This window comes from Acidovorax sp. sif0632 (genome assembly GCF_019218805.1).
Taxonomy (GTDB): Bacteria; Pseudomonadota; Gammaproteobacteria; order Burkholderiales; family Burkholderiaceae_C; genus Acidovorax; species Acidovorax facilis.
Map to the genome: position 1 here is coordinate 641,182 of NZ_JAHUWW010000002.1, position 21,908 is coordinate 663,089.

The 21,908-nt window shown below is 64.2% G+C and carries 22 protein-coding genes and 1 tRNA gene; 13 read left to right on the top strand and 10 right to left on the bottom strand.

The annotated features are described in order from the left end of the window. Positions 1-118 precede the first annotated feature (118 nt). The 4 genes from KW832_RS08120 to KW832_RS08135 are packed head-to-tail and all read left to right on the top strand — an operon-like array spanning position 119 to position 4,866. On the top strand, positions 119-949 hold the full coding sequence (locus KW832_RS08120) for a DUF3348 family protein (protein WP_218299491.1): 831 nt from the start codon (positions 119-121) through the stop codon (positions 947-949). Then, on the top strand, positions 946-3,624 hold the full coding sequence (locus tag KW832_RS08125; RefSeq protein ID WP_218299492.1) for a DUF802 domain-containing protein: 2,679 nt from the start codon (positions 946-948) through the stop codon (positions 3,622-3,624). Before KW832_RS08120 ends, KW832_RS08125 begins: the two co-directional genes overlap by 4 nt. Next, complete coding sequence (locus KW832_RS08130) at positions 3,621-4,280, top strand: OmpA family protein (protein WP_055393450.1); 660 nt, start codon at positions 3,621-3,623, stop codon at positions 4,278-4,280. The genes KW832_RS08125 and KW832_RS08130 overlap by 4 nt, the downstream gene beginning before the upstream one ends. Continuing rightward, entirely contained in the window at positions 4,273-4,866 is a 594-nt protein-coding gene (locus KW832_RS08135; protein ID WP_218299493.1) for a DUF2894 domain-containing protein, read from the top strand. The genes KW832_RS08130 and KW832_RS08135 overlap by 8 nt, the downstream gene beginning before the upstream one ends. 39 nt (positions 4,867-4,905) lie before the next feature. Here the strand turns inward: KW832_RS08135 and KW832_RS25885 are convergent, their stop codons facing one another. Together KW832_RS25885 and KW832_RS08145 are read right to left on the bottom strand one after the other, a co-directional pair. Beyond that, positions 4,906-5,781 carry a DUF3703 domain-containing protein gene (locus tag KW832_RS25885; RefSeq protein WP_370628649.1) on the bottom strand — a complete coding sequence of 292 codons (876 nt, stop codon included), beginning with the start codon at positions 5,779-5,781 and terminating at the stop codon, positions 4,906-4,908. Positions 5,782-5,784: 3 nt separating this feature from the next. Beyond that, on the bottom strand, positions 5,785-6,432 hold the full coding sequence (locus KW832_RS08145) for a cation transporter (RefSeq protein WP_218299494.1): 648 nt from the start codon (positions 6,430-6,432) through the stop codon (positions 5,785-5,787). Between the two features lie 71 nt (positions 6,433-6,503). Between KW832_RS08145 and KW832_RS08150 the strand changes: the two genes are divergently transcribed. The 4 genes from KW832_RS08150 to KW832_RS08165 all read left to right on the top strand — a co-directional run bounded on the left by KW832_RS08150 (position 6,504) and on the right by KW832_RS08165 (position 9,775). Next, positions 6,504-6,965 carry a Cd(II)/Pb(II)-responsive transcriptional regulator gene (locus KW832_RS08150; protein WP_055393445.1) on the top strand — a complete coding sequence of 154 codons (462 nt, stop codon included), beginning with the start codon at positions 6,504-6,506 and terminating at the stop codon, positions 6,963-6,965. A gap of 196 nt (positions 6,966-7,161) precedes the next feature. Continuing rightward, the gene (locus KW832_RS08155) at positions 7,162-7,962 is read left to right on the top strand and encodes an ABC transporter permease (protein WP_055393443.1); all 801 of its coding nucleotides are present in this window, start codon (positions 7,162-7,164) and stop codon (positions 7,960-7,962) included. Positions 7,963-8,021: 59 nt separating this feature from the next. Beyond that, complete coding sequence (locus KW832_RS08160; protein ID WP_218299495.1) at positions 8,022-9,059, top strand: MlaD family protein; 1,038 nt, start codon at positions 8,022-8,024, stop codon at positions 9,057-9,059. A gap of 35 nt (positions 9,060-9,094) precedes the next feature. Next, a complete protein-coding gene (locus KW832_RS08165; protein ID WP_218299764.1) occupies positions 9,095-9,775 on the top strand; it encodes a hypothetical protein in 681 nt (226 codons plus the stop codon). A gap of 11 nt (positions 9,776-9,786) precedes the next feature. On the opposite strand, the gene KW832_RS08170 is transcribed toward KW832_RS08165, so the two are convergent. The 6 genes from KW832_RS08170 to KW832_RS08195 form a co-directional block, all read right to left on the bottom strand. Then, on the bottom strand, positions 9,787-10,164 hold the full coding sequence (locus tag KW832_RS08170; RefSeq protein WP_370628650.1) for a hypothetical protein: 378 nt from the start codon (positions 10,162-10,164) through the stop codon (positions 9,787-9,789). Between the two features lie 125 nt (positions 10,165-10,289). Continuing rightward, positions 10,290-10,472, bottom strand: a complete 183-nt coding sequence (locus tag KW832_RS08175) for a hypothetical protein (protein ID WP_055393434.1) — start codon at positions 10,470-10,472, stop codon at positions 10,290-10,292. A gap of 210 nt (positions 10,473-10,682) precedes the next feature. Then, the gene (locus tag KW832_RS08180; protein ID WP_255577577.1) at positions 10,683-11,003 is read right to left on the bottom strand and encodes a hypothetical protein; all 321 of its coding nucleotides are present in this window, start codon (positions 11,001-11,003) and stop codon (positions 10,683-10,685) included. A gap of 210 nt (positions 11,004-11,213) precedes the next feature. Continuing rightward, positions 11,214-11,303: transfer RNA gene (locus KW832_RS08185), tRNA-Ser, on the bottom strand. A gap of 80 nt (positions 11,304-11,383) precedes the next feature. Beyond that, the gene (locus KW832_RS08190) at positions 11,384-12,301 is read right to left on the bottom strand and encodes an SPFH domain-containing protein (RefSeq protein WP_121506757.1); all 918 of its coding nucleotides are present in this window, start codon (positions 12,299-12,301) and stop codon (positions 11,384-11,386) included. Positions 12,302-12,353: 52 nt separating this feature from the next. After that, positions 12,354-12,779, bottom strand: coding sequence for an NfeD family protein (locus KW832_RS08195; RefSeq protein ID WP_199731180.1), 426 nt, complete (start codon positions 12,777-12,779; stop codon positions 12,354-12,356). A 146-nt stretch (positions 12,780-12,925) separates the two neighbouring features. Here KW832_RS08195 and KW832_RS08200 point away from each other — a divergent pair, with 146 nt between their 5' ends. After that, entirely contained in the window at positions 12,926-15,295 is a 2,370-nt protein-coding gene (locus KW832_RS08200; RefSeq protein ID WP_176885630.1) for an arginine/lysine/ornithine decarboxylase, read from the top strand. A 180-nt stretch (positions 15,296-15,475) separates the two neighbouring features. Next, positions 15,476-16,036: a fasciclin domain-containing protein gene (locus KW832_RS08205; RefSeq protein WP_218299497.1), complete on the top strand. Its 561-nt coding sequence runs from the start codon at positions 15,476-15,478 to the stop codon at positions 16,034-16,036. Between the two features lie 89 nt (positions 16,037-16,125). Here the strand turns inward: KW832_RS08205 and KW832_RS08210 are convergent, their stop codons facing one another. Next, positions 16,126-16,971 (bottom strand): DNA ligase, encoded by an 846-nt coding sequence (locus KW832_RS08210; protein WP_218299498.1) that lies wholly within the window; start codon positions 16,969-16,971, stop codon positions 16,126-16,128. 77 nt (positions 16,972-17,048) lie between these two features. Continuing rightward, positions 17,049-17,849 carry an enoyl-ACP reductase FabI gene (gene fabI, locus KW832_RS08215; RefSeq protein WP_218299499.1) on the bottom strand — a complete coding sequence of 267 codons (801 nt, stop codon included), beginning with the start codon at positions 17,847-17,849 and terminating at the stop codon, positions 17,049-17,051. Between the two features lie 104 nt (positions 17,850-17,953). Between fabI and KW832_RS08220 the strand changes: the two genes are divergently transcribed. The 3 genes from KW832_RS08220 to KW832_RS08230 are packed head-to-tail and all read left to right on the top strand — an operon-like array spanning position 17,954 to position 21,899. Continuing rightward, a complete protein-coding gene (locus tag KW832_RS08220) occupies positions 17,954-19,780 on the top strand; it encodes an extracellular solute-binding protein (protein ID WP_218299500.1) in 1,827 nt (608 codons plus the stop codon). Positions 19,781-19,798: 18 nt separating this feature from the next. Next, a complete protein-coding gene (locus KW832_RS08225; protein ID WP_218299501.1) occupies positions 19,799-20,830 on the top strand; it encodes a microcin C ABC transporter permease YejB in 1,032 nt (343 codons plus the stop codon). A 22-nt stretch (positions 20,831-20,852) separates the two neighbouring features. Further along, on the top strand, positions 20,853-21,899 hold the full coding sequence (locus KW832_RS08230; protein ID WP_218299502.1) for an ABC transporter permease: 1,047 nt from the start codon (positions 20,853-20,855) through the stop codon (positions 21,897-21,899). Positions 21,900-21,908 lie beyond the last annotated feature (9 nt).

Sequence of the window (21,908 nt, forward strand, 5' to 3'; positions counted from 1 at the left end):
CATGTGGGGCTGGGGCGGCAGCGTTCCTGCGAAAATAGCGGGCTTTGCCCATTGCAGGGACTTGCTCCCTGACGCCCGCCACCCTTCGGGGGGCCGGTGCCATGGACGCCTCAGATTGATGTACCAGCCCCACCGACTCAACAGCTCCAGACTTGTGCTTTTGCTCCAGCAATGGACGCAGCCACAAGGTGGATCGGCGCGCCAGGATGTGGCGGAGCAACTCAGCCAGTGGCTCAGTACCGTGGATGCGGTCAAGCTCAGTCGGGCGCTGCATGCTCTGGAGTCCAGCCAAACCCCGGCTGTCACTACGCTGGGGCGGGGGACGGTGGATGTGCGCGCATTGCAGGCCAGCCTTCAGTCCACCCGGGCCGAGTTGACGGACTTGGTCACGGCCAAGGCCGCGCCTGCCAAACCCGTGCGCGAGCGTGCCGACAACACCCCTGTCGACGGCCCGGACCCCGAGGCCGGGGCAGATTTTGCAGTCCACGCGGCGCGTTATCTGGCGCTACAAAAGCAGATGGATGCCAGACTGGCTGCCTTGCGCGCGCTGATTCGGCAGAGCTTGTCGATGGGCCCCGAGGGCCTGCGTCGGCTGGCCCTGCTGGATGCGGTGATGGACCAGATGCTGGATGCGCGTGAGCAAAGGCTGTGGGCGTCGCTACCCGGCCATCTGGAGCGGCGGATGGCGCATTTGCGCGCAGCCCACCAGCAGCAGCTGGAGGCTGCAGGGCGAGATGATGAGCCGCAGCGCTGGGCGCTGCCGGGCGGCTGGCTGTTTGCCTTTGAGCAGGACTTGCGGGCGCTGCTGCTGGCCGAGTTGCAGGTGCGGCTGGAGCCCCTTGCTGGTTTGCTGGAAGCGGCGCAGAGCCATGACTCCCATCGCCGCACCACCCACCGTCCCCCCACAACCACGAAGACCCCGGAACCGGTAACAGGAATGATCGAATGAACAAGAGTGTGATGGCCGCCATCTTTGCGGTGGGCCTGGCGGTGGTGGGCTGGGTGGGATGGGGATTTGTCGGGTCGAGCCCTCTGGCGCTGGCCATGACGGTGGTGATTGCTGCCGTCTACGTGGTGGGAGCCTATGAGCTGATGCAGTTCCGGGCCGCGACTTCGTCGCTGTCCATTGCGCTGGCCGGGCTGGGGCAGCAGCCCCTGGTGGACCTGGGTGGTTGGCTGGAGCGCATGCATTCGTCCTTGCGCAACCCGGTTCGCCAGCGGATCGACGGGGAGCGTGTGCCCCTGCCGGGGCCTGCGCTGGCGCCGTACCTGGTGGGGCTCCTGGTCATGCTGGGCATGCTGGGCACCTTTCTGGGCATGGTGGTCACCTTCAATGGCGCGGTTTTCGCACTGGAGGCCTCGTCCAGCCTGGAGTCGATCCGGGCGGCGCTGGCCGCGCCCATCAAGGGGCTGGGTCTGTCGTTTGGTACCTCGGTGGCCGGGGTGGCAGCGTCGGCCATGCTGGGGCTGATGTCCGCCCTGTGCCGCCGCGAACGGCTGGCAGCGTTGCGCATGCTGGATGCCCGCATCGCTAGTGATCTGCGCCCCTTCTCGGCAGCCCACCGGCGCCAGGAAATGTTCGAGGCCCTGCAGGCCCAGGCGCAGGCCATGCCGCTGATTGCAGAGCGCCTGCAAGGCCTGATGGAAGGGCTGGAGCGCCGCCACGAGCAGTTGAACGGCCAATTGCAAGACCAACAGCAGGTGTTTCACCGCGAGGCGGCTGCGGCCTACACCCAGCTGGCCACCACCGTGGGGGCATCCCTGCACGACAGCCTGGGCGCCAGCGCCCGCATGGCGGGTGAGACGATCCGCCCGGTGGTGGAGCAGGCCATGGCAACGCTGGCGCAAGAGGCTGAGCGCTCGCACCAGCGGCTGCGCGAGGCCACTGGCGTGCAGATGCACGCCCTCACGGCCCAATGGGAGGGCACGGCCCGCCAGGTGGCGGACACTTGGACGGAGGCCTTGGACCGTCACACGCAGACGCAGGACCAGCAGGCGGTGCAGTTGGGCAGCGCGCTGCAGTCCATCACGCAGACGCTAGAGCAGCGCACCACGAAGCTGCTAGCCACGTTGCAAGAGACTGTGGCCCAATCACAGGCGGCCCAACTGGCGGCCGACCAGCAGCGCCTTGCGGGCTGGAGCCTGTCCATGGAGGGCATGGCCAGCCGACTGGCGGAGCAATGGCAGCTTGCGGGTGAACAAACGGCGCAGCAGCAGCGCGGCGTCTGCCAGGCGCTCGAAGGCGCTGCCACCCAGCTCGACCAGTCACTGCAGACGGCATCACAGGCCTTTGAGCAGCGCACCACGGCGCTGCTGGCCTCATTGCAAGAGACTGTGGCCCAATCACAGGCGGCCCAGTTGGCGGCCGACCAGCAGCGCCTCGCAGGCTGGAGCCGGTCCATGGAGGGCATGGCCAGCGCACTGGCGGAGCGATGGCAACAGGTGGGCGAGCAAACCGCACAGCACCAGCAGGGCGTGTGCCTGGCGCTGGAAGGCGCTGCCACCCAGCTCGACCAGTCACTGCAGACGGCATCGCAGGCCTTCGAGCTGCGCACCACGGCGCTGCTGGCCTCGCTGGAACAGACGGTGGAGAAAACGCAGGCCGACCAGGCAGTGGCGGATCAGCAGCGCCTTGCGGGCTGGAGCCAGTCCATGGAGGGCATGGCCAGCCGATTGGCGGAGCAATGGCAGCAGGTGGGCGAGCGAACGGCGCAGCAGCAGCGCGGCGTGTGCCAGGCGCTGGAGGGCGCTGCGGCGCAGCTCACCGAGCGCATGACCGAGCAGGTCCACCAGGCCCTGGGCGGTGCCGCCCGGTTGATGGACCAGTCGGACGCGTTGTTGCACACCCGCATTGAGGCCGAAGCCCGATGGGCCGACACCCAGGCCCAGCGCATGGATGCGCTGGCGGGCGTGTGGCGCACGGAATTGGTGGCGCTGCGGGATGCCGAGGCGGCACGTGGCCAGGCCGCAGTGGAGCGGCTCGATGCGCTGCAGGCCGCCGTGGCCGGGCACCTGGCCACGCTGGGTTCTGCGCTGGAAGCCCCGCTCACGCGATTGCTGCAGACGGCGTCGGATGTACCGCAGGCCGCGGCTGAGGTGATCACCCAGTTGCGCCAGGAGATGTCCCACCTGAGCGAACGCGACAACGCGGCCCTGGCAGAGCGCTCGGCCATGATGGAGCAACTGGGTGTGTTGCTCCAATCGGTGAACGAAGCCGCCGGGCAGCAGCGCGCGGCCATTGAATCGCTGGTGGGGTCTGCGGCCTCGGTGCTGGAGCAGGCGGGGCAGGAGTTTTCCCAGGCGCTCGGCGCGCAGGCGGGCAAGGTCGATGAAGTGTCGGCACACGTGGCCGCCAGCGCGGTGGAGCTGTCGAGCCTGGGTGAGTCCTTTGGCCATGGCGTGGAGCTGTTCACGGCCAGTAACGAAAAGCTGATGGGCAGCCTGCAGCGCATCGAAGGCGCCATTGGCCAGTCCATGAGCCGCAGCGATGAGCAGCTTGCCTACTACGTGGCACAGGCCCGCGAGGTGATCGACCTGAGCATTTCTTCGCAGCAGGGCATCGTGGAAGACCTGCGCCGCCTCAACGGGCAGATGGCCGCAGCGGTGCAGGGAGTCGCCGCGTGACCGGCCTGGACGACACGCTGGACGATGCCACCGAACAGACGGCCCCGGTGTGGGCCGTGTTTGGCGACCTCATGGCGGGCTTGCTGGGTGCGTTTGTGCTGATTCTGGTGGGCGTGCTGGTGGTGCAGATCGACCTGGTCGCCAGCCTCAAGCAGGAAGTGGAAAAGCGGCAGATGGAAGAAAAGCGCCGCATGGCGCTGGAAAAAGCACTGGCGATTCCGCTGGCCAGCGGCCGCGTCACGGTCAATGAAGGCCGTATCGGCATCAGCGGCAGCGTGCTGTTTGCGGCAGGCTCTGCCGAGTTGCGCCCTGAAGGCCGGCAACTGCTCCAGAGCCTGGTGCAGCCGCTGCAGGTGTACCTGCGCGAACGTGACGAGATGCTGATGGTGAGTGGCTTTACCGACAACACCACGCTGCTGCAAGGGCGCCACCAGCGTTTTGCCGATAACCTGGAGCTGTCGGCCCAGCGCGCGTTGACCGTGACCCGCGCCCTGATCGAAGAGGACATGCCCTCGTCCCAGGTGTTTGCTGCGGCCTTTGGCGCCGAGCAGCCGGTGGCCGACAACGCCGACGAAAAGGGGCGGGCACAGAACCGCCGCGTGGAGATGGCCCCCGTACCCCGCGCTGCCCAGGCCAAGCCCGCCCGCAATGAGTGAGCCGACCCTGGAGTCCCTGCGGGCAGAAGGCGCGCAGCACCACGACCCGGTGCGCTTTCGGTACCTGGAGGTGCTGGCCACACGCCTGCCTGCGCAGCCCCCCGCCGTACAGCAGGTGCTGGCCCGCAGGCTGCAGGCCGCCTTGGTGGACTACGCCAGGCGCACCCGGACAACTCCCCGCCAGCCACTGGCGGCCACAGCGCCAGCCGATGCACCATCTGCACTGGCGCAACTGAACAGCGATCTCAGTACCCGCGCCCAGGCCGACGCAGACAGCGTGCTGGTGGGCGGTGGCGCCAGTGTGTCGGACATGAAGAGCGTGCGCCGCTTCAGCGAAGTCTGGTCCAAGATTGCTGCGGAACAGCAGGTGGCCCAGGCCTTCACGCGTGGGCCGGAAAACGCGGGGCCGTTGAATGCGCACCGCCTCATGCTGCGCTCCCTGGCCTTGATGCGGTCCCTGTCGCCGGACTACCTGCGGCATTTTTTATCGCAGATGGACAGCCTGCTGTGGCTGGAGCAGGCCGCTGCGAAGCCAGCCAGGGCACCCCTCAAGCCAGGTCGCGTGGCTCGCTCCTCCAAGCACTGAGTGCGCAGGCTGCGACTCGGGAAGCCGGGTGCGCAGTTTTCAGACGCCGTGGTCGCCCGGCTGCACGGGGCGGATCGCCGTTTCTTCCAGCGCCTGGTCCATCAGCACAGTGACTTCTGCCGCTGGCACCATGGGCCGGAAAGCACTCACGTGGGAGCGCCCGATGTTGCCCAACGGCAGCAGTGCCAGCAGGTGCCCCAGGGGCACCAGGGCCAGCCGCAGCAGCTGGCCGGTGGCCTCGCGCGCATCTCCCAGTGCGAGGGCGTAGCGCAGCATGGCGGTGTGTGACCGCCAGTGCAGGGGCAATGAGGTCTGTCCCAGCACGTGGGCGGCCTCCAGCCAACGCCAGCGCTGGGCGGGGGGCGCGTCAGGCTGGCGGGCAAAGCTGGCCAGCAGGTGGTTGAACGCGGCGCACCTGTGTAGCGCGGTGGGGGCGGCGCCCCCGGCGGCATGCTGCGCGGCCAGTTGGCGCCAGCGCCTTTGGCGGTGCCGGTAGAACACCTGGGCAAACAGGGCGCTCAGCGGTGTCATCAGCCAGGGCAGGTGGCGCGCAATCACCTCGATGTCATCGGTGTACAGCGTGCGGCCATCGGACAGGGGCTGCAGGGTGATGCGGTGGTCCCAGCGGCGCATGAGCACGCCTTCTCCGTTGTCGCGCAGCGTGGGCCAGCCGCCCCTTTGTGCAGCCGGCTCGATGGAGATGCGCACGGTTTGCGGGCCCATGGGCAAAACGCCCAGCAACCGCATGTGCAGCGCCAGCTCGCCGGGAGCCCAGTGCGTGGGCCATTCCGTGCCCCGTGCGGGGTGAAACTGGATGAGCGGCGCGGTGATGTGGCGGAACACAGCGGTGCTTTGCAGCTGCGCAGCCACCCATTCAGGCGGGGCGCTCAACGGAGTCGATAGGTGCACGCGCATGGATCAGTGCCCTTGCGGTTGTGGCTGTGCGGTGGTGCTGGCCAGCTCTTGCCGCGCGTGGCGTATCACGCTCCAGCCGCCGCTGATGGCCAAGCCTGCCATGATGGCCGCCACCCCCAGATCGGGCCAGGCGGTGCCGGTGCCCAACACACCCAGGGCAGCGCCCATCACCGCCAGGTTGCCCAGCGCATCGTTGCGGGTGCACAGCCACACGCCGCGCATGTTGGCGTCGCCCTCCCGGTAGGCATAGAGCAGGGCGGCCACGCCCAGGTTGGCCGCCAGCGCCAGCAGGCCCACGCTGCCCATGGTGAAGGGCTCGGGCGGTGTGCCTTGCCACGCACCCCAGGCCACGCGCCCAATCACGAACATGCCAAACGCCAGCATGCTGGCCCCCTTGACCAGGGCGGCGCGGGCGCGCCAAGTGAGGGCCATGGCCAGCACCCACAGCGACAGGCCGTAGTTGGCAGCATCCCCCAGAAAGTCGATGGCATCGGCCAGCAGCGATGCCGAGCCCGACTGGGTACCCGCCCCCAGCTCCACCACAAACATGGTGGCGTTGACGACAAGCGCTATCCACAAGATGCGGCGGTAGCGCGGGTCGGCGGCGGCAGGGCCAGTGGCGCAATGGTCGTCGTGGCAGTGGGCAGACATGGGGGGTTCTCCGTGCAGTTTTGAAAGCGATGGCATGATTGGAAACCTTGAAGTCACTTGAAGGTCAAGCCATGGATCAGAACGCTGTGCAGTTTCGCATTGGCGAGGCCGCCCTGCAGTCCGGGGTGTCTGCCGCCAACATCCGCTACTACGAGAAGGAGGGGCTGTTGCCCCCCGGCGTGCGGGGCGACAACAGCTACCGCCTGTACAGCGGTGCCGACGTGCACCAGCTGCGCTTCATCCGCCTGTGCCGCGCCATGGACATGTCGCTGCATGAAGTGCGCACTCTGCTCGCGCTGGACTGGAGCCGCAAAGAAGACTGCGACGCCGCACGCGACACGCTGGATGACCATCTGCAGCATGTGCGTGCCCGCCTGGCAGAGCTGCAGACGCTGGAGGCCGACCTGCTCGCGCTGCGCAACCGCTGCGATGGGACGGATGCCCACTGTCACATCATCGAAGCCCTGCACGCGCGTGCGGATGCGCAGCCCGCTGTGCCGTTCGCCACCGCTGCGGCAAAGCGGCATGTGTAGCCCGGTCTGCCGTGGGCGCTTGCAAGCACCAGCTTCCGCAAGGATGTGAGTAGCTGTTTCTTCTGCGTTTGAAAATGCTATAAAAATAATAGCTGTTTGCGCTTGTCTATCAAGCGCTAGATGCCAAAAACATCGAAAAATTTCTATGGCAGTCCACCGTCAACGCTCTCTGTGAGTGCCCCGCTATGATCCGACCATGATTTCGCGCTTGCCCGGCCTCTCCCTGCCCGAACGTGTGTGGAACACCGCGCGGCGCTGGGCGGTCGCCTGGTGGCGCATCTTGTATCTGGGGGCGGTGGTGCTGGTGCTGGTGTTGTCGCCGTCCAGCTATGGCAAGGGCACGCGCAGGGCGCTGGCACGCCACCTGTATCTCGACACCGCCCCGGTGCTGCTCGGCTTTACGGTGCTGGCTGCCCTGATCAGCCTGGTGCTCACGCGCATCGTGGTGGTCACGGCGCTCAGCTATGGCCTGTCGCGCTATGCGCTGGAGATGGTGATCCGCGTGCTGGTGCTGGAGCTGATCCCGCTCACGGCGGCGCTGTTCGTCGCCATGCGCTGCACCATCCCCAATGGCTCGCAGATCACGCGGCTGCGGCAAACCGGACGGTTTGACGCGCTGCGCGCCCATGGCTCGGACCCGGTGCGCATCGAGCTTCTGCCGCGCGTGATCGCTGGAGTGTTCGCCTGCATCACGCTCGCCGCGCTCAGCTGTGTGGTGGCCCTGGTGCTGGCGTACCTGGGGGTGTATGGTTTCAATTTGGCGGGGTTGCCCAGCTACACCCGCATGTTTGGCCAGGTGTTCACGCCCAGCGTGACGATGGTGTTCGCGCTCAAGACCGTGTTCTTCAGCCTGGCCGTAGCGCTGATCCCCATGGCGGCAGGCCTGTACGACACGGGCGATCGCACCCAGCCCGATTCAGAGCTGGGCGGCCTGGCCCGCATGTTTGCCGTGCTGCTGATGATCGAGGTGGCCTCGCTCATGGGCAACTACTACTGACCGATGTCTGCTGACACCCGACTACCCCATTCCTTTACGGCGACCCACCTTCCGGCACCATGAACGACGAGAACCACAACGCCCGCCAAACGCCGCCCCCGGGGCCCGCTCCGGCTTCTCCCGCCACCGACGTGCCGCCCGTGGAAACCCTGCGCCCGGTGGCCTACCTGGAGATCAAGGCGGCGGCGTTGCTGCTGTTCACGTTGGCCCTCATCGTCGGGTCGGGCCTGTACCTGCTGTATGCGCGTGGTGCGTTCGAACCCACGCAGACCCTGGTGCTGACGGCCGACGACTCTGAAGGCGTGGTGGTGGGCATGGACATGACGTTCTCGGGTTTCCCCATTGGCCGCGTGCGCCGCATCGAACTGGCCGAAACCGGCAACGCCCGCATCATCGTGGACGTGCCCCGCAAGGACGCGCACTGGCTGCGTGAATCCAGCGTGTTCACACTGGTGCGGGGCATTGTGGGTGGCACCAACATCCGCGCCTACACCGGCATGCTGAACGACAAGCTCCTGCCCGATGGTGCCGTGCGCCCCGTGCTGCGTGGCGACGCCACCGCCGAAATCCCGCAGCTCATGGCCTCGGCGCGCGAACTGCTGTCTAACCTCAATGCGCTCACGGCGCAGGACGCTGCCCTGGGCAGCAGCCTGACCAATGTGCAGGCGCTCACCGAACGCCTCAATGGCCCCGGCGGCATGCTGGGAGTGCTGATGGGCAATGAGGCCGATGGGAAGAAAATTGTTGCCACGCTCGACCGCACCAATGCCCTGCTGGCGCGCCTGGATGGCATGGCGGCGCGGGCTGACAAACAGGTATTTGGCGCCGAAGGCAGCAAGGAAGCGCTGGTACCTGAGGTGCGCGCCACCGTGGCCCAGCTCAATGGCTTGTTGGCCGACACCCGCACCAGCCTGAAAAAGGTGGATGCGGTGCTGGTGGAAGCCCAGGCCATTGGCGCCAATGCCCGCGAAGCCACCACTGACCTGGGGGCCTTGCGCGCCGAGGTGGAAAGCAATCTGCGCAAGGTAGAAAGCCTGGTCAACGAAATCAACCGCAAATGGCCTTTTGCGCGGGATACGGAACTCAAGCTGCCATGAAGCCCTTTTCAGTTTCTGCATTCCCTTCGAAGCCCATGCACCTGGCAAGGCCACTCCGGGTGTCATTGCTGGGAGCTGTGGTGGTTGCGGCGGCCTTGTTGTCCGCATGCTCCAGCAAACCTCCCGTGCCCGACTGGCAGATGAACGCTCAAGGCTCAGCCCAGAAGGCCCTCGAAGCCTATCTGTCGGGCAACCCCCGCGTCGAGCAGCTCGAATGGGACCGCGCCCGGGCTGAAGTGGCCCGCACGGGGCGCCCAGACCTGCTGGCCCGTCTGGAACTGATGCGCTGCGCTGCGCAGGTCGCCAGCTTGGTACCTGGCCCCTGCGAGCGCTTTGAACCGCTGCGCGCCGACGCCGCCGCGCCCGAGCGCGCTTATGCCGACTATCTGGGGGGGCGAGTACAGCCCCAGGACGTGGGCTTGCTGCCCGAAGCGCAGCGCAAGGTGGCTGCATCGGGCGATGCATCTGCGTTGCCCGCTTTGGAAGACCCGCTGTCGCGCCTCGTGGCAGCTGGGGTGCTGTTTCAGTCGGGGCGCGCCAGCCCGGCGGTGATCGTTATCGCTGCTGACACAGCCTCTGCCCAGGGCTGGCGCAGACCGTTGATGGCCTGGCTCAGTGTGCAGGCGCAACGCACTGAAGCTGCGGGCGACCAGCAAGCCACTGCAGCGCTGCGTCGGCGCATTGCCATCGTGGAGCAGGGTGCGCCGCAGCGCTGAGGCGCGAACGGCTAGCGCAGGCGTGCCTGCAATTGCGTTTCGATGTGTTCCCGCTCCATCGCAAACTGCTGGGCGGTGATCTCATTGGCTTCGTATTTGCGGGCGGTGGATAACAACAGCACCGTGTTTTCCAGGCGCGTGTCTTGTTGCAACGAGGGCGGCAGGGCGGTCAGGCGGTCAAAACTCTGCTTGTAGAGTTCGCTCCAGCTCAGCGCCCCGGCCTGGGCCTGGGCGCGCGCACCGTCATGCCAGCGCGCGAATTCTTCAAGGGAGCCATCCCTCGGGCTGGTGCATCCTCCCATCGCCACCAGCAGCGCTGTCGCCGCCACAGGCCGCGCGAAGAAGCGAGCAGAAAAAAGACTTGCAGAGATTCGAAAACGTGTGGTCACGATCGTCCTCCATTCTAGATTGCCACCGAAAATCCCGGTGCGCAGCGCCAGATGGTACTCCGATGCTATGCTTTTTGCTACCCATGGCGAGTAGGCATGCTAAACACTCCACCTCATGCACAAGTTCACTCAAACAGACTGGAGGGAAAGATCTGGTCCAGCCCACTGGGCAAAAGCGGCATCGAATCCACCGACTGCACGGTCACATCGGGCATCAACAACGATGCCGCCGCCAGTACCGCAAGCACAACCGTGCCGGCAAACGCAGCGAGGGCGCGGGTTCCGGGTGTCAAGGGGTGGCGCTTCATGGCGGATCCTTTGTCAAAAAGGTGGGAGTCCCAATGAGCTCCCGGGTCAGCCTCAATGGCTGATGGAGAGGATTTCAGCAAAACGCGCGGTCAGCGTCTGTCAGACAAGTGCGATATCCGCAGATGACCCCGGTTTGTTGCCTTTGGTTGCAAGTCATTCAGAAGCTTGGTTGTGCTCAGATGTTCCGTAGAGCGAGCATGCGCATGACACTAGGAGTCCAGCGTGGTCCTTGTCCCACCGCGCTGCACCTGGCAGGAGTCCAAAGACGGAAGCCAATCGGCCGAAGCCGGCGCTGGCGCAGAGCGCATGGGCGCGAACTTGAATGGGTGACGGGGGTAGGTTGTTGCCAGCGCTGCCCGCCCCTGCGGCGAAATGGCAAGAACCTCTGCTTTTTGCTCCTTGGCACGCACATCGGGAAGCTGCACCTCTACGAGCTGAGCAGCCGCCAGCACCCGAAGCTTGTCAACGTCGCAGGGCTTCTCGATCATCATGGGCAGCTTGCTCTGTGCAAGGACGAACAGTAGCTCCATGGGCATAGGTGCACTCCTTTTGGGTGGAGTCATTTATTGTGAGGAGTGCGCCGCGGCGTGACAACCAATCACACGTTTTGCAACAAATCGGCGGGCTTGGTCCAACCGCTCCCGGCATTTCGCGAGGCGGGAAGGAGGCGCTGAAAGCGCTCCGTGTCACTTGAGAGGCCGAAACGAAAAAAGCGCCCCGAAGGACGCTTTTTTGATTTTTGGCGGAGAGGGCGGGATTCGAACCCGCGGTGGGGATTAGCCCACACACGCTTTCCAGGCGTGCGACTTAAACCGCTCATCCACCTCTCCGAAGCCCTCGATTATAGCCATAGGAAAAGGGATATCTGGGCTGACGGTAGCCGTTGCCTCGAAAAAAGCTTTGCTTGCGCTCAGGCCGCTTTCTGTGAAGCTTGCACCATCTTCATCGCCGACCCGATCAGCGCAGACACCTCCGTCATGTTGCTCGGCACGATAAGTGTGGTGCTGGAGTCTGCTGCCACCTGGCTGTAGGCCTCCACGGCCTTCTCTGCCACCTTGAGCTGTACAGCCTGTTCGCCACCGGGTTGGCGGATGGCCGAGGCCACACGCTCGATGGCCTGGGCGTTGGCTTCGGCCACGGCCTTGATCGATTCTGCCTCGCCTTGGGCCTTGTTGATGACGGCCTGCTTTTCGCCCTCGGATCGGGCGATGAAGGCTTCGCGTTCGCCGGTGGCGATGTTGATCTGTTCCTGGCGGCGGCCTTCAGAGGCGGCGATCAGCGCGCGTTTTTCGCGTTCTGCAGTGATCTGGGCCTGCATGGCGTGCAGGATTTCCTTGGGTGGTGTCAGGTCCTTGATTTCATAGCGCAGCACTTTCACGCCCCAGTTGAGGGCAGCTTCGTCGATGGCCTGCACGACCTGGGCGTTGATGATGTCGCGCTCTTCAAAGGTTTTGTCCAGCTCCAGCTTGCCGATGACCGAGCGCAGCGAGGTCTGCGCCAGCTGCGTCACGGCCATGATGTAGTTGCTGGAGCCGTAGCTGGCGCGCATGGGGTCGGTCACCTGAAAGTACAGGATGCCGTCCACTTGCAGCTGGGTGTTGTCGCGCGTGATGCAAACCTGGCTGGGCACGTCGAGCGGGATTTCCTTGAGGCTGTGTTTGTAGGCGACCTTGTCGACAAAAGGTACCAGGAAGTTCAGTCCCGGTGTGAGCGTGCCCGCGTACTTGCCCAGGCGCTCCTTGACCCAGGCATTTTGCTGGGGCACGACCTTGACGGACCGCGCGATGAAAATGACGGCAATGATGAGAATGACGATGGCAATTTCCATGAGGAGCCTCTTTTTCGTTGTTGATCTGTGAAGGTGAGCGACAGCGGGATTTTTAGAGAGGGTCTACCAGCAGGCGATTGCCCACCAGTTCAGCAACCCGGTGCATGCCCGTGGAGGGGGTGACTCCGGGACGGTGGATGGCTGTCCAGGTGGCACCCCGGTACTTCACGGTGGTGGTGCCATCAGCGTTCCAGCCCTCGATGAGAATGGTTTCGCCCACGTCCATGTTCACACTGCGATCCGCACGGGCCGAGGGGTCTCCTGGCCGCTTTTTCTTGAGGTAGTACCAGCCCACCACTGCGCCACCGCCCACAACAGCCGCTGCCACGATCTGAGCGGTAGTTGGCAACCCCAGATGGGCCGCCAGGGCCGCTGCCACCAGTCCAATGGCCACCATGAGCAGATAGAACGTACCGGTGAGCAGCTCTGCAACGACCACAGCCCCCGCTGCGAGCCACCAGATGGTGGATTCCTCCATAGCCAACTCCTTGTTGTGGTTGTGTTTAGTGCACCACATTCTGGGACAAAAGGGTTGCAGTTCAAAGGCGCGTCAAGGTTATTCCTTACACTTCGCGCCTATTTCGTTTTTTGGCCGGGCAGGGCACGGTTGCACGGAGGCTGCGCATGAAGTTTCGCTTTCCCATCATCATCATCGATGAAGACTATCGTTCCGAGAACACCTCGGGCCTCGGTATCCGCGCGCTGGCGCAGGCTATCGAGTCTGAGGGTTTCGAGGTGGTTGGCGTCACCAGCTATGGTGACCTGTCGCAGTTTGCCCAGCAGCAAAGCCGCGCCAGCGCATTCATCTTGTCCATCGACGATGAGGAGTTTACGGTGGGTGAGGGGCTGGACCCCATCGTGCTGAGCCTGCGCAACTTCATCGGTGAAGTGCGGCGCAAGAACACCGAAGTGCCCATCTATGTGCACGGCGAGACCAAGACCAGCCGCCACCTGCCCAACGACATCCTGCGCGAGCTGCATGGCTTCATCCACATGTTCGAGGACACCCCCGAATTTGTGGCGCGCCACATCATCCGCGAGGCCAAGAGCTACCTGGAGAGCGTGCAGCCTCCATTCTTCAAAGCACTGCTCGACTACGCTGAAGACGGCTCGTACAGCTGGCACTGCCCCGGCCACTCCGGCGGCGTGGCGTTTCTGAAAAGCCCTGTGGGCCAGATGTACCACCAGTTCTACGGCGAGAACATGCTGCGCGCCGACGTGTGCAATGCGGTGGAAGAGCTGGGCCAGCTGCTGGACCACAACGGTGCCATTGGTGAATCGGAGCGCAACGCCGCGCGTATCTTCAACGCCGACCATTGCTTCTTCGTGACCAACGGCACGTCCACATCGAACAAGATGGTGTGGCACCACACGGTGGCGCCGGGCGACGTGGTGGTGGTGGACCGCAACTGCCACAAGTCCATTCTGCACAGCATCATCATGACCGGGGCGATCCCCGTGTTCATGAAGCCCACGCGCAACCATTTCGGCATCATCGGCCCTATCCCGCAAAGCGAGTTCGAGCCTGCCGCCATCCAGGCCAAGATCAAGGCCAACCCGCTGCTCAAGGGCGTGGATGCGAAAAAGGTCAAGCCGCGCGTGCTCACGCTCACACAGTCCACCTACGACGGCGTGCTCTACAACACCGAGACCATCAAGGGCATGCTCGACGGCTACGTGGACAACCTGCACTTTGACGAGGCCTGGCTGCCGCACGCGGCCTTCCACCCGTTTTATGGCAGCTACCACGCCATGGGCAAGAAGCGCACGCGCCCCAAGCATTCCGTGACGTACGCGACGCAGTCCATCCACAAGCTGCTGGCCGGCATCAGCCAGGCCAGCCATGTGCTGGTGCAGGATTCGCAGACCACCAAGCTGGATCGCCACCTCTTCAACGAGGCCTACCTGATGCACACCAGCACCAGCCCGCAGTACAGCATCATCGCCAGCTGCGACGTGGCCGCCGCCATGATGGAGCCTCCCGGCGGTACGGCCCTGGTGGAAGAAAGCCTGCTCGAAGCGCTGGACTTTCGCCGTGCCATGCGCCAGGTGGAGCACGACTTTGGCAAGAACGACTGGTGGTTCAAGGTTTGGGGCCCTGAAAAGCTCGTGGACGAAGGCCTGGGCCGCGCCGAGGACTGGATCATCCGCAGCGATGGCAAGGGCAAGAAGAACGCCAGCAAGTGGCACGGCTTCGGCCAGCTGGCCGACGGCTTCAACATGCTGGACCCGATCAAGTCCACCATCGTGACACCGGGCCTGAACCTGGACGGCAAGTTTGACAAGACCGGCATTCCCGCGTCCATCGTCACCAAGTACCTGGCCGAGCACGGCGTGGTGGTCGAGAAGACCGGCCTGTACAGCTTCTTCATCATGTTCACCATCGGCATCACCAAGGGCCGCTGGAACACGCTGCTGACGGCGCTGCAACAGTTCAAGGACGACTACGAGAAGAACCAGCCCATGTGGCGCATCCTTCCCGAGTTCTGCCAGCAGCACAAACGTTACGAGCGCATGGGCCTGAAGGACCTGTGCCAGCACGTGCATGAGATGTACGCCAAGTACGACATCGCGCGCCTGACGACCGAGATGTACCTGTCGGACCTGACGCCCGCCATGAAGCCCTCGGACGCCTACGCGCACATCGCCCACCGCCAGACCGAGCGCGTGGAGATCGACCACCTGGAAGGCCGCATCACCGTGGGCCTGGTCACGCCGTACCCACCTGGCATTCCGCTGCTGATTCCGGGCGAAGTGTTCAACAAGAAGATCGTGGATTACCTCAAGTTTGCGCGCGAATTCGCCAAGCTGTGCCCCGGTTTCGAGACCGACATCCACGGTCTGGTGGAAGTGGAAGACGAGAACGGCCAGGTGCGCTACTACGCCGACTGCGTGGCAGAGCAAGGCAAGACCGGCAAGAACCCCAAGCCGCTGGCCACCGCCCAGAACCTGGTGCAGGTGGGCGACGACGGCCCGTACGGACGCAACGTTTAAGCACGTCTTCGCGCTGGCGTGTGGGTGCACCAGCGTCTCGAAAATCGCTCCCCCGGCATGGCTGGCGGAGCGATTTTTTTGTGCATTTGAATCCGCTGTTGTGGTGCTGCCGTATTGACTGTCAGCCGCGTGGTTTTCATGCGGTGACGACTGTCTTCACACACCTCTCAGGAGATTCTCATGACCCTTCGATTCAACGCCCGCCTCGCCACCATCGCCTTCACCGCAGCCATGGCCGCTGCCGCAATGCCTGCTATGGCGCAGGTCATGGTGGGCGGTGCGCCCATGCTGGCCAGCAAGGACATCATCGACAACGCCGTGAACTCCAAGGACCACACCACGTTGGTGGCCGCTGTGAAGGCTGCGGGCCTGGTCGAGACGCTCAAGGGCCCCGGTCCCTTCACCGTGTTTGCGCCCACCAATGCGGCATTTGCCGCATTGCCCGCCGGCACGGTGGACACGCTGCTCAAGCCCGAGAGCAAGCCCACCCTGACCAAGGTGCTCACCTACCACGTGGTCGCGGGCAAGTACGACGCTGCTGCGTTGTCCAAGATGATTGCAGACGGCAAAGGCATGGCCAGCCTCAAGACGGTGGCGGGCGGTATGCTCACCGCCAAGGCCAGCGGCAATGCTGTCATGGTGACGGACGAAAAGGGCGGTACGGCAACGGTGACGATTGCCGACGTGTACCAGTCCAACGGCGTGATCCACGTGGTGGACAAGGTCCTGTTGCCTAACTGATTGAGCAACGGATGGGAGGGGCTGCCCGTCCGCTGTGCATGGCCGCCGTGTCGCAGGGCCGGGATCGGCCAGGGGTTGCTGTGGCCCCGTCAGCGGACCGGTGGCATATCGTCCCGCACACGCACAAAACTCGCGAAGCGCGGCAGGCCCCCGTCATGGGTGCCGCGAAACCGGTACGTCACCCAGCTGCCCACAGGTGGTGGGGCAGCCCGCTGCGCATCGCTGAAACCCGCTCCCAGCCGGAAACGCTGGCCAGAAGGCATTTCCACCAGCAGGGCTCCCATGCGACCGGCGTGGCGGCCCTTGCCAGTCAGGTGGGCGACCACGCGCGCTTCCGTGTCTTCGTGGGTCTTGACCTTGACCAGGTCGTCGCTGCGGCCAGACTGGTAGAGCGAGCTGCCCCGGTGCAGCATCAGGCCTTCGCCTCCCGCCCGCACCGTGCGTTGCAACAGGGCCTGCAGGGCAGCATCGTTTTCGATGCGCTTTTGGGGCACCGCCTGGACCCAAGGCTGGTTGATCTGCATCACCAAGGCACTGAGCGACCGCAGCCGTTCGTCAAACATGCCGCCGTGCCGGGGCAGGTCAAACACCATGAAGCGCATCTGGCGCCAGGCCGCCTCATGAGGCTGCTGTTGGCGCGTGGTGGATTGGGCGTGCGCAAAGCGCCCGCGTCCGGCCCACAGCTCTCCGTCCATGGGAGTGGTGGGCCACCCGGCGGTGAACCAGGCGGGGGCCATCACCGTTTCGCCGCCCCGCGTGCGCAGCGTGTGGCCGTCCCAGTAGCCTCGCACACCGTCGTATTTTTCGCTGACCCAATAGTCGGCCAGCGGCATGCCAGGCCGGTACGCATTGGCCAGCAACAGGGCAGGGGCATCTGCTGCGTGCGTGGGCAGCGCAGTGAAACTCAGCCACGCCAGCCAGTGCCTGCGGAGCATTTGCTATTAAATATATAGCTACCGGCGCTTGTTCAATAAGCGCTAGGGCCTGTTTTGATCTGAATTTTTGGCGACAATCAGACCTGGTCTGCGCTCAGGCCCGCCGTCTGGCTGAAGCCGCCGTCCACGTAGGTGATCTCGGCCGTCATGCCCGATGCCAGGTCCGACAGCAGGAAGGCTGCCACATTGCCCACGTCTTCGATCGTCACGTTGCGGCGCAGGGGCGATGCATCGGCCACGCGGCTCAGCAGTTTGCCAAAGTCCTTGATGCCGCTGGCGGCCAAGGTCTTGATGGGGCCGGCGCTGATGCCGTTGGCGCGGATGCTGCGGCCGTCTTCGGTGCGGCCCACGGCCTCGGCCAGGTAGCGCACGCTGGCTTCCAGGCTGGCCTTGGCCAGGCCCATGGTGTTGTAGTTGGGGATGGAGCGCAGCGCGCCCAGGTAGCTCAGCGTCAGCAGCGACGACTTGTCGTTCAGGTAGGGAAGGGCGGCCTTGGCCATGGCGGGAAAGCTGTAGGCGCTGATGTCGTGGGCGATGCGGAAACCCTCGCGCGAAAGGCCTTCGAGGAAATTACCGGCAATCGCCTCGCGGGGGGCGAAGCCGATGCTGTGCACAAACCCGTCGAATTGGGGCCAGGTCTGCGACAGCTCGGCAAACATGCGCTCGATCTGCTCGTCGCTGCCCACGTCACAGTCAAAGATCAGCTTGGAGTTGAACTCGGCCGCAAAGTCGGTGATGCGGTCCTTGAAGCGCTCGCCCACGTAGCTGAACGCCAGTTCGGCGCCCTGTGCGTGGCAGGCCTTGGCAATGCCGTAGGCGATGGAGCGGTTGGACAAAACACCCGTGATGAGCAGCTTCTTGCCGGTCAGAAAACCCATGTTCAATCTCCTTTTGGAATGGCGAAATGTCGGCGGGCGGCCTGGCGCATGTGGGTATGCGCGATCTGCAGCGGGGCCCGGCGAACGTAGTGCAGAATTGTCGCATGCGGTTTTGGCTGACTTTTTTGCTGATGGGGTGTGCGGTTCCTGCATGGGCTGCACATGGGTATGCTCTGTGGGGCGAGCCGCGTTATCCCGCCGGGTTTGCGCATTTTGCGTATGTGAACCCAGATGCGCCGAAAGGCGGCGAGCTGCGGCTGGTCAGCAACCTGCGGGTTTCCACCTTCGACAAATACAACCCGTTCACCATCAAGGGCAACGCGCCAGCATATTTGTCGTCGCTGATGTTCGATTCGCTGCTCGCCGGTTCGATGGACGAAACCGCCACCGGTTATGGTCTGCTGGCCGAAGATGTGGAAGTTGCCCCCGATGGTTTGTCCGCCACCTTCCGCCTGCGGCCGGAGGCGCGTTTTCACAACGGCAAGCCCGTGCTGGCGCAGGATGTGAAGCACAGCTACGACACGCTGGTGGGCCCCTTCACATCCCCTGCCTACAAGACGCTGCTGATCGAGGTGGCGGGCGTGGATGTGATCAACGACCGCACCGTGCGTTACCGCTTCAAGCAGCCCAATCGCGAGCTGCCCCTCACCGTGGGTGGCCTGCCGGTGTTCAGCCGCGACTGGGGCGTCGAGAACGGCAAGGCCAAGCCGTTTGACCAGGTGGTGATGGATATTCCCATTGGCAGTGGCCCCTACAAAATCGGCCCGGTGCGTTTTGGCAAGGACATCACCTATGTGCGCGACCCGCAGTACTGGGCGCGCGACCTGAACGTGCGCAAGGGCACGGCCAATTTCGACAACATCCTTGTCAAGATCTACAAGGACAACACTGCGCGGCTGGAGGCCCTCAAGGCGGGCGAGTTTGACCTCATGCGGTTTTTCAGCGCGGGCGACTGGGCCCGACGTGTTACGGGCAAGAAGTTCGATACGGGTGAACTCGTCAAGGGCGAGTTTGTGCACAAGCTCCCCTCGGGTTTTCAGAGCTATGTGCTCAACACCCGCCGGCCTTTGCTGCAGGATGCGCGCGTGCGCCAGGCCCTGGGCCTGGCCATGGACTACGAGTGGATGAACCGCCAGATGTTCTATGGCGCTTACCAGCGGGTGAACGGCCTGTTTGGCAACACGGCGTGCGAAACCAAGGGCAGTCCCTCGCCCGAGGAGCTTGCGCTGATGGAGCCCTACCGCAAGGACATTCCGGCTGCCGCGTTTGGCCCGATGACGGTGCCCCCGCGCACGGATGGCGATTCCTCACTGCGGGCCAACCTGCGGCGGGCGCAGGCTTTGCTCAAGGAAGCCGGCTGGGAGGTGCGCGACGGTGCCCTGCGCAACGCCAAGGGCGAGGCCATGGTGCTCGAATACATGGACAGCAATGAAGGCGGCGTGCGCACCATCACCCCCTGGATGCGCAATCTCGAAAAGATTGGTGTCACCTTGCGGTTTCGGTCAGTAGACTTCGCGCTGTACCAGCAGCGTCTGCAGAAGTTCGACTTCGACATTACCTCGATTGCCTACCAGGGCACCAACAATCCGGGCCAGGAGTTTGCCGACATGTTTGGCAGCCAGGCGGCCGACGTGGAGGATTCCGGCAACTTTGCGGGCGTCAAGAACCCGGCGGTGGACGCGATGATCAAGGCCATGACCTCTGCCAAGACCGAGGCGCAACTGCTTCCCGCCTGCCACGCCCTGGAGCGCATCATTGCGCACAGCCACTACCTCATTCCGCAGTGGACGGCGGGCACACACCGCATGGCCTACAACGCCTGGCGGCTGGCACGGCCGGCCACGGTGCCGCCTTACGCCAGCGGCGAAGGGTGGGTCATCGACACGTGGTGGGCGCGTATTCCTCCCCAGACCGCGCCAGACAAGAAATAGCCATAAGACCGCCCACCCATGTTTGCCTATATTCTCAAACGTGTCTTGCTCATGCTGCCCACGCTGCTGGGCGTGCTCTTGCTGACCTTTGTGGTGATCCAGTTCGTGCCGGGCGGCCCGGTGGAGCAGTACATGGCCGAGGCCAAGGCCGGTGTGGGCGGTGGCGGCGCCGAGGGGGGCGGCCTGAGCTACCGGGGCGCGCAGGGCGTTGACCCCAAACGGCTAGAGCAGATCAAGGCGCTGTACGGCTTTGACAAACCTGCCCATGAGCGCTTCCTGCAGATGCTGGGACAGTTCGCGCGGTTTGACCTGGGCAAGAGCTTTTTCCAGAACAAGGATGTGTGGCAACTGGTGAAGGAGAAACTGCCGGTTTCCATCAGCCTGGGCCTCTGGACTTTTTTCATCAGCTACCTCGTCGCCGTGCCATTGGGCGTGGCCAAGGCGGTGCGCGCCGGGTCACGCTTTGATCTGGTGACCACGCTGCTCATTCTGGTGGGCTATGCCATTCCCGGCTTTGTGCTGGGCGTGGCGCTGCTGGTCATTTTTGGTGGGCAGTTGCAGTGGTTCCCACTGCGAGGGCTCACGTCGGCCAACTGGGATGAAATGACCTGGGGCGCGCGCATCGTGGACTATCTGTGGCACATCACGCTGCCCGTCACGGCCATGGTGCTGGGCAGTTTTGCGGTGACGGCCCTGCTGACCAAGAACGCGTTCCTCGAAGAAATCCGCAAGCAGTATGTGCTCACCGCCCGCGCCAAGGGCTTGAGCGAGCGGCAGGTGCTGTGGAAGCATGTGTTCCGCAATGCCCTTATTCCCATCGTCACTGGCTTCCCGGCTGCGTTCATCGGTGCTTTTTTTGCGGGCTCGCTGCTCATCGAAACCCTGTTCTCGCTGGATGGGCTGGGCTTGCTCAGCTATGAGAGTGTGATCCGTCGCGACTACCCGGTGGTGCTGGGCACCTTGTATCTGTTCACACTGATCGGGCTGGTCACCAAGCTCGTCAGCGACCTTTGTTATGTGTGGGTGGACCCGCGCGTGAAGTTTGACTAGCCCGAACGAATCCATGGCCCTGATGAGTTCTGCTTCCGCATCGCCTTCGCTCTCGCCCTCCCGCCGTGCCTGGCTGCGCTTCAAGCGCAACCGCTTGGGTTACTGGAGCCTGCTGATCTTCTGCGCCCTGGTGCTGGTGAGCCTGTGTGCCGAGCTGGTCAGCAACGACAAGCCGCTCATCGTGCGCTATGAGGGGCAGACCTACTTTCCCATGCTCAAGGACTACTCCGAAAAGACCTTCGGGGGAGACTTCGAAACCCCCACCGATTACCTCGATCCCTTCATCAAGGAGCGCATCACCGCAGGCAGCAACTGGGCGCTGTACACCTTGAACCCCTACGGCCCCAACACGCTGAACTACTTTGCCAAGGCGCCCAACCCGTCAGCCCCCACGGCCGACAACTGGCTGGGCACGGATGACCGGGGGCGCGACCTGCTGGCGCAGCTGCTGTACGGATTTCGTGTGAGTGTGCTGTTTGGTCTGGCACTCACCATCACTGGCGTACTGCTGGGCATGCTCACCGGGGCCATCCAGGGGTTCTTTGGCGGCAAGACCGACTTGGCGTTTCAGCGCTTCATCGAGATCTGGGGCTCCATGCCCGAGCTGTATCTGCTCATCATCTTCAGCGCCGTGTTCGCGCCCAGCATTGCGCTGCTGCTCATCCTGCTGTCACTGTTTGGCTGGATGGGTTTGTCCGACTATGTGCGTGCCGAGTTCCTGCGCAACCGCCAGCTCGACTATGTGAAGGCTGCCCGGGCCTTGGGGGTGAGCAACAGCCAGATCATCTGGCGCCACATCCTGCCCAACAGCCTGACGCCCGTGGTCACCTTTTTGCCCTTCCGCATGAGTGGCGCCATCCTGGCGCTGACCTCGCTCGACTTCCTGGGCCTGGGGGTGCCGCCGGGCACGCCGTCGCTCGGTGAACTGCTGAACCAGGGCAAGAACAGCATTGACGCGTGGTGGATTTCGCTGTCTACCTTTGCGGTGCTGGTCACCACCCTGTTGCTGCTGACCTTCATGGGCGATGCGCTGCGCGATGCCCTGGACCCCCGAAAGGCCGACCAGTGACCCCTACGG

Bases quoted from the DNA above. Each gene is read 5' to 3' on its own strand.
- KW832_RS08120 (WP_218299491.1), top strand. From the start codon at position 119: ATGTACCAGCCCCACCGACTCAACAGCTCCAGACTTGTGCTTTTGCTC.
- KW832_RS08125 (WP_218299492.1), top strand. From the start codon at position 946: ATGAACAAGAGTGTGATGGCCGCCATCTTTGCGGTGGGCCTGGCGGTG.
- KW832_RS08135 (WP_218299493.1), top strand. From the start codon at position 4,273: ATGAGTGAGCCGACCCTGGAGTCCCTGCGGGCAGAAGGCGCGCAGCAC.
- KW832_RS25885 (WP_370628649.1), bottom strand. From the start codon at position 5,781: ATGCGCGTGCACCTATCGACTCCGTTGAGCGCCCCGCCTGAATGGGTG.
- KW832_RS08145 (WP_218299494.1), bottom strand. From the start codon at position 6,432: ATGTCTGCCCACTGCCACGACGACCATTGCGCCACTGGCCCTGCCGCC.
- KW832_RS08150 (WP_055393445.1), top strand. From the start codon at position 6,504: ATGGATCAGAACGCTGTGCAGTTTCGCATTGGCGAGGCCGCCCTGCAG.
- KW832_RS08155 (WP_055393443.1), top strand. From the start codon at position 7,162: ATGATTTCGCGCTTGCCCGGCCTCTCCCTGCCCGAACGTGTGTGGAAC.
- KW832_RS08160 (WP_218299495.1), top strand. From the start codon at position 8,022: ATGAACGACGAGAACCACAACGCCCGCCAAACGCCGCCCCCGGGGCCC.
- KW832_RS08165 (WP_218299764.1), top strand. From the start codon at position 9,095: ATGCACCTGGCAAGGCCACTCCGGGTGTCATTGCTGGGAGCTGTGGTG.
- KW832_RS08175 (WP_055393434.1), bottom strand. From the start codon at position 10,472: ATGAAGCGCCACCCCTTGACACCCGGAACCCGCGCCCTCGCTGCGTTT.
- KW832_RS08180 (WP_255577577.1), bottom strand. From the start codon at position 11,003: ATGGAGCTACTGTTCGTCCTTGCACAGAGCAAGCTGCCCATGATGATC.
- KW832_RS08190 (WP_121506757.1), bottom strand. From the start codon at position 12,301: ATGGAAATTGCCATCGTCATTCTCATCATTGCCGTCATTTTCATCGCG.
- KW832_RS08195 (WP_199731180.1), bottom strand. From the start codon at position 12,779: ATGGAGGAATCCACCATCTGGTGGCTCGCAGCGGGGGCTGTGGTCGTT.
- KW832_RS08200 (WP_176885630.1), top strand. From the start codon at position 12,926: ATGAAGTTTCGCTTTCCCATCATCATCATCGATGAAGACTATCGTTCC.
- KW832_RS08205 (WP_218299497.1), top strand. From the start codon at position 15,476: ATGACCCTTCGATTCAACGCCCGCCTCGCCACCATCGCCTTCACCGCA.
- KW832_RS08210 (WP_218299498.1), bottom strand. From the start codon at position 16,971: ATGCTCCGCAGGCACTGGCTGGCGTGGCTGAGTTTCACTGCGCTGCCC.
- fabI (WP_218299499.1), bottom strand. From the start codon at position 17,849: ATGGGTTTTCTGACCGGCAAGAAGCTGCTCATCACGGGTGTTTTGTCC.
- KW832_RS08220 (WP_218299500.1), top strand. From the start codon at position 17,954: ATGCGGTTTTGGCTGACTTTTTTGCTGATGGGGTGTGCGGTTCCTGCA.
- KW832_RS08225 (WP_218299501.1), top strand. From the start codon at position 19,799: ATGTTTGCCTATATTCTCAAACGTGTCTTGCTCATGCTGCCCACGCTG.
- KW832_RS08230 (WP_218299502.1), top strand. From the start codon at position 20,853: ATGAGTTCTGCTTCCGCATCGCCTTCGCTCTCGCCCTCCCGCCGTGCC.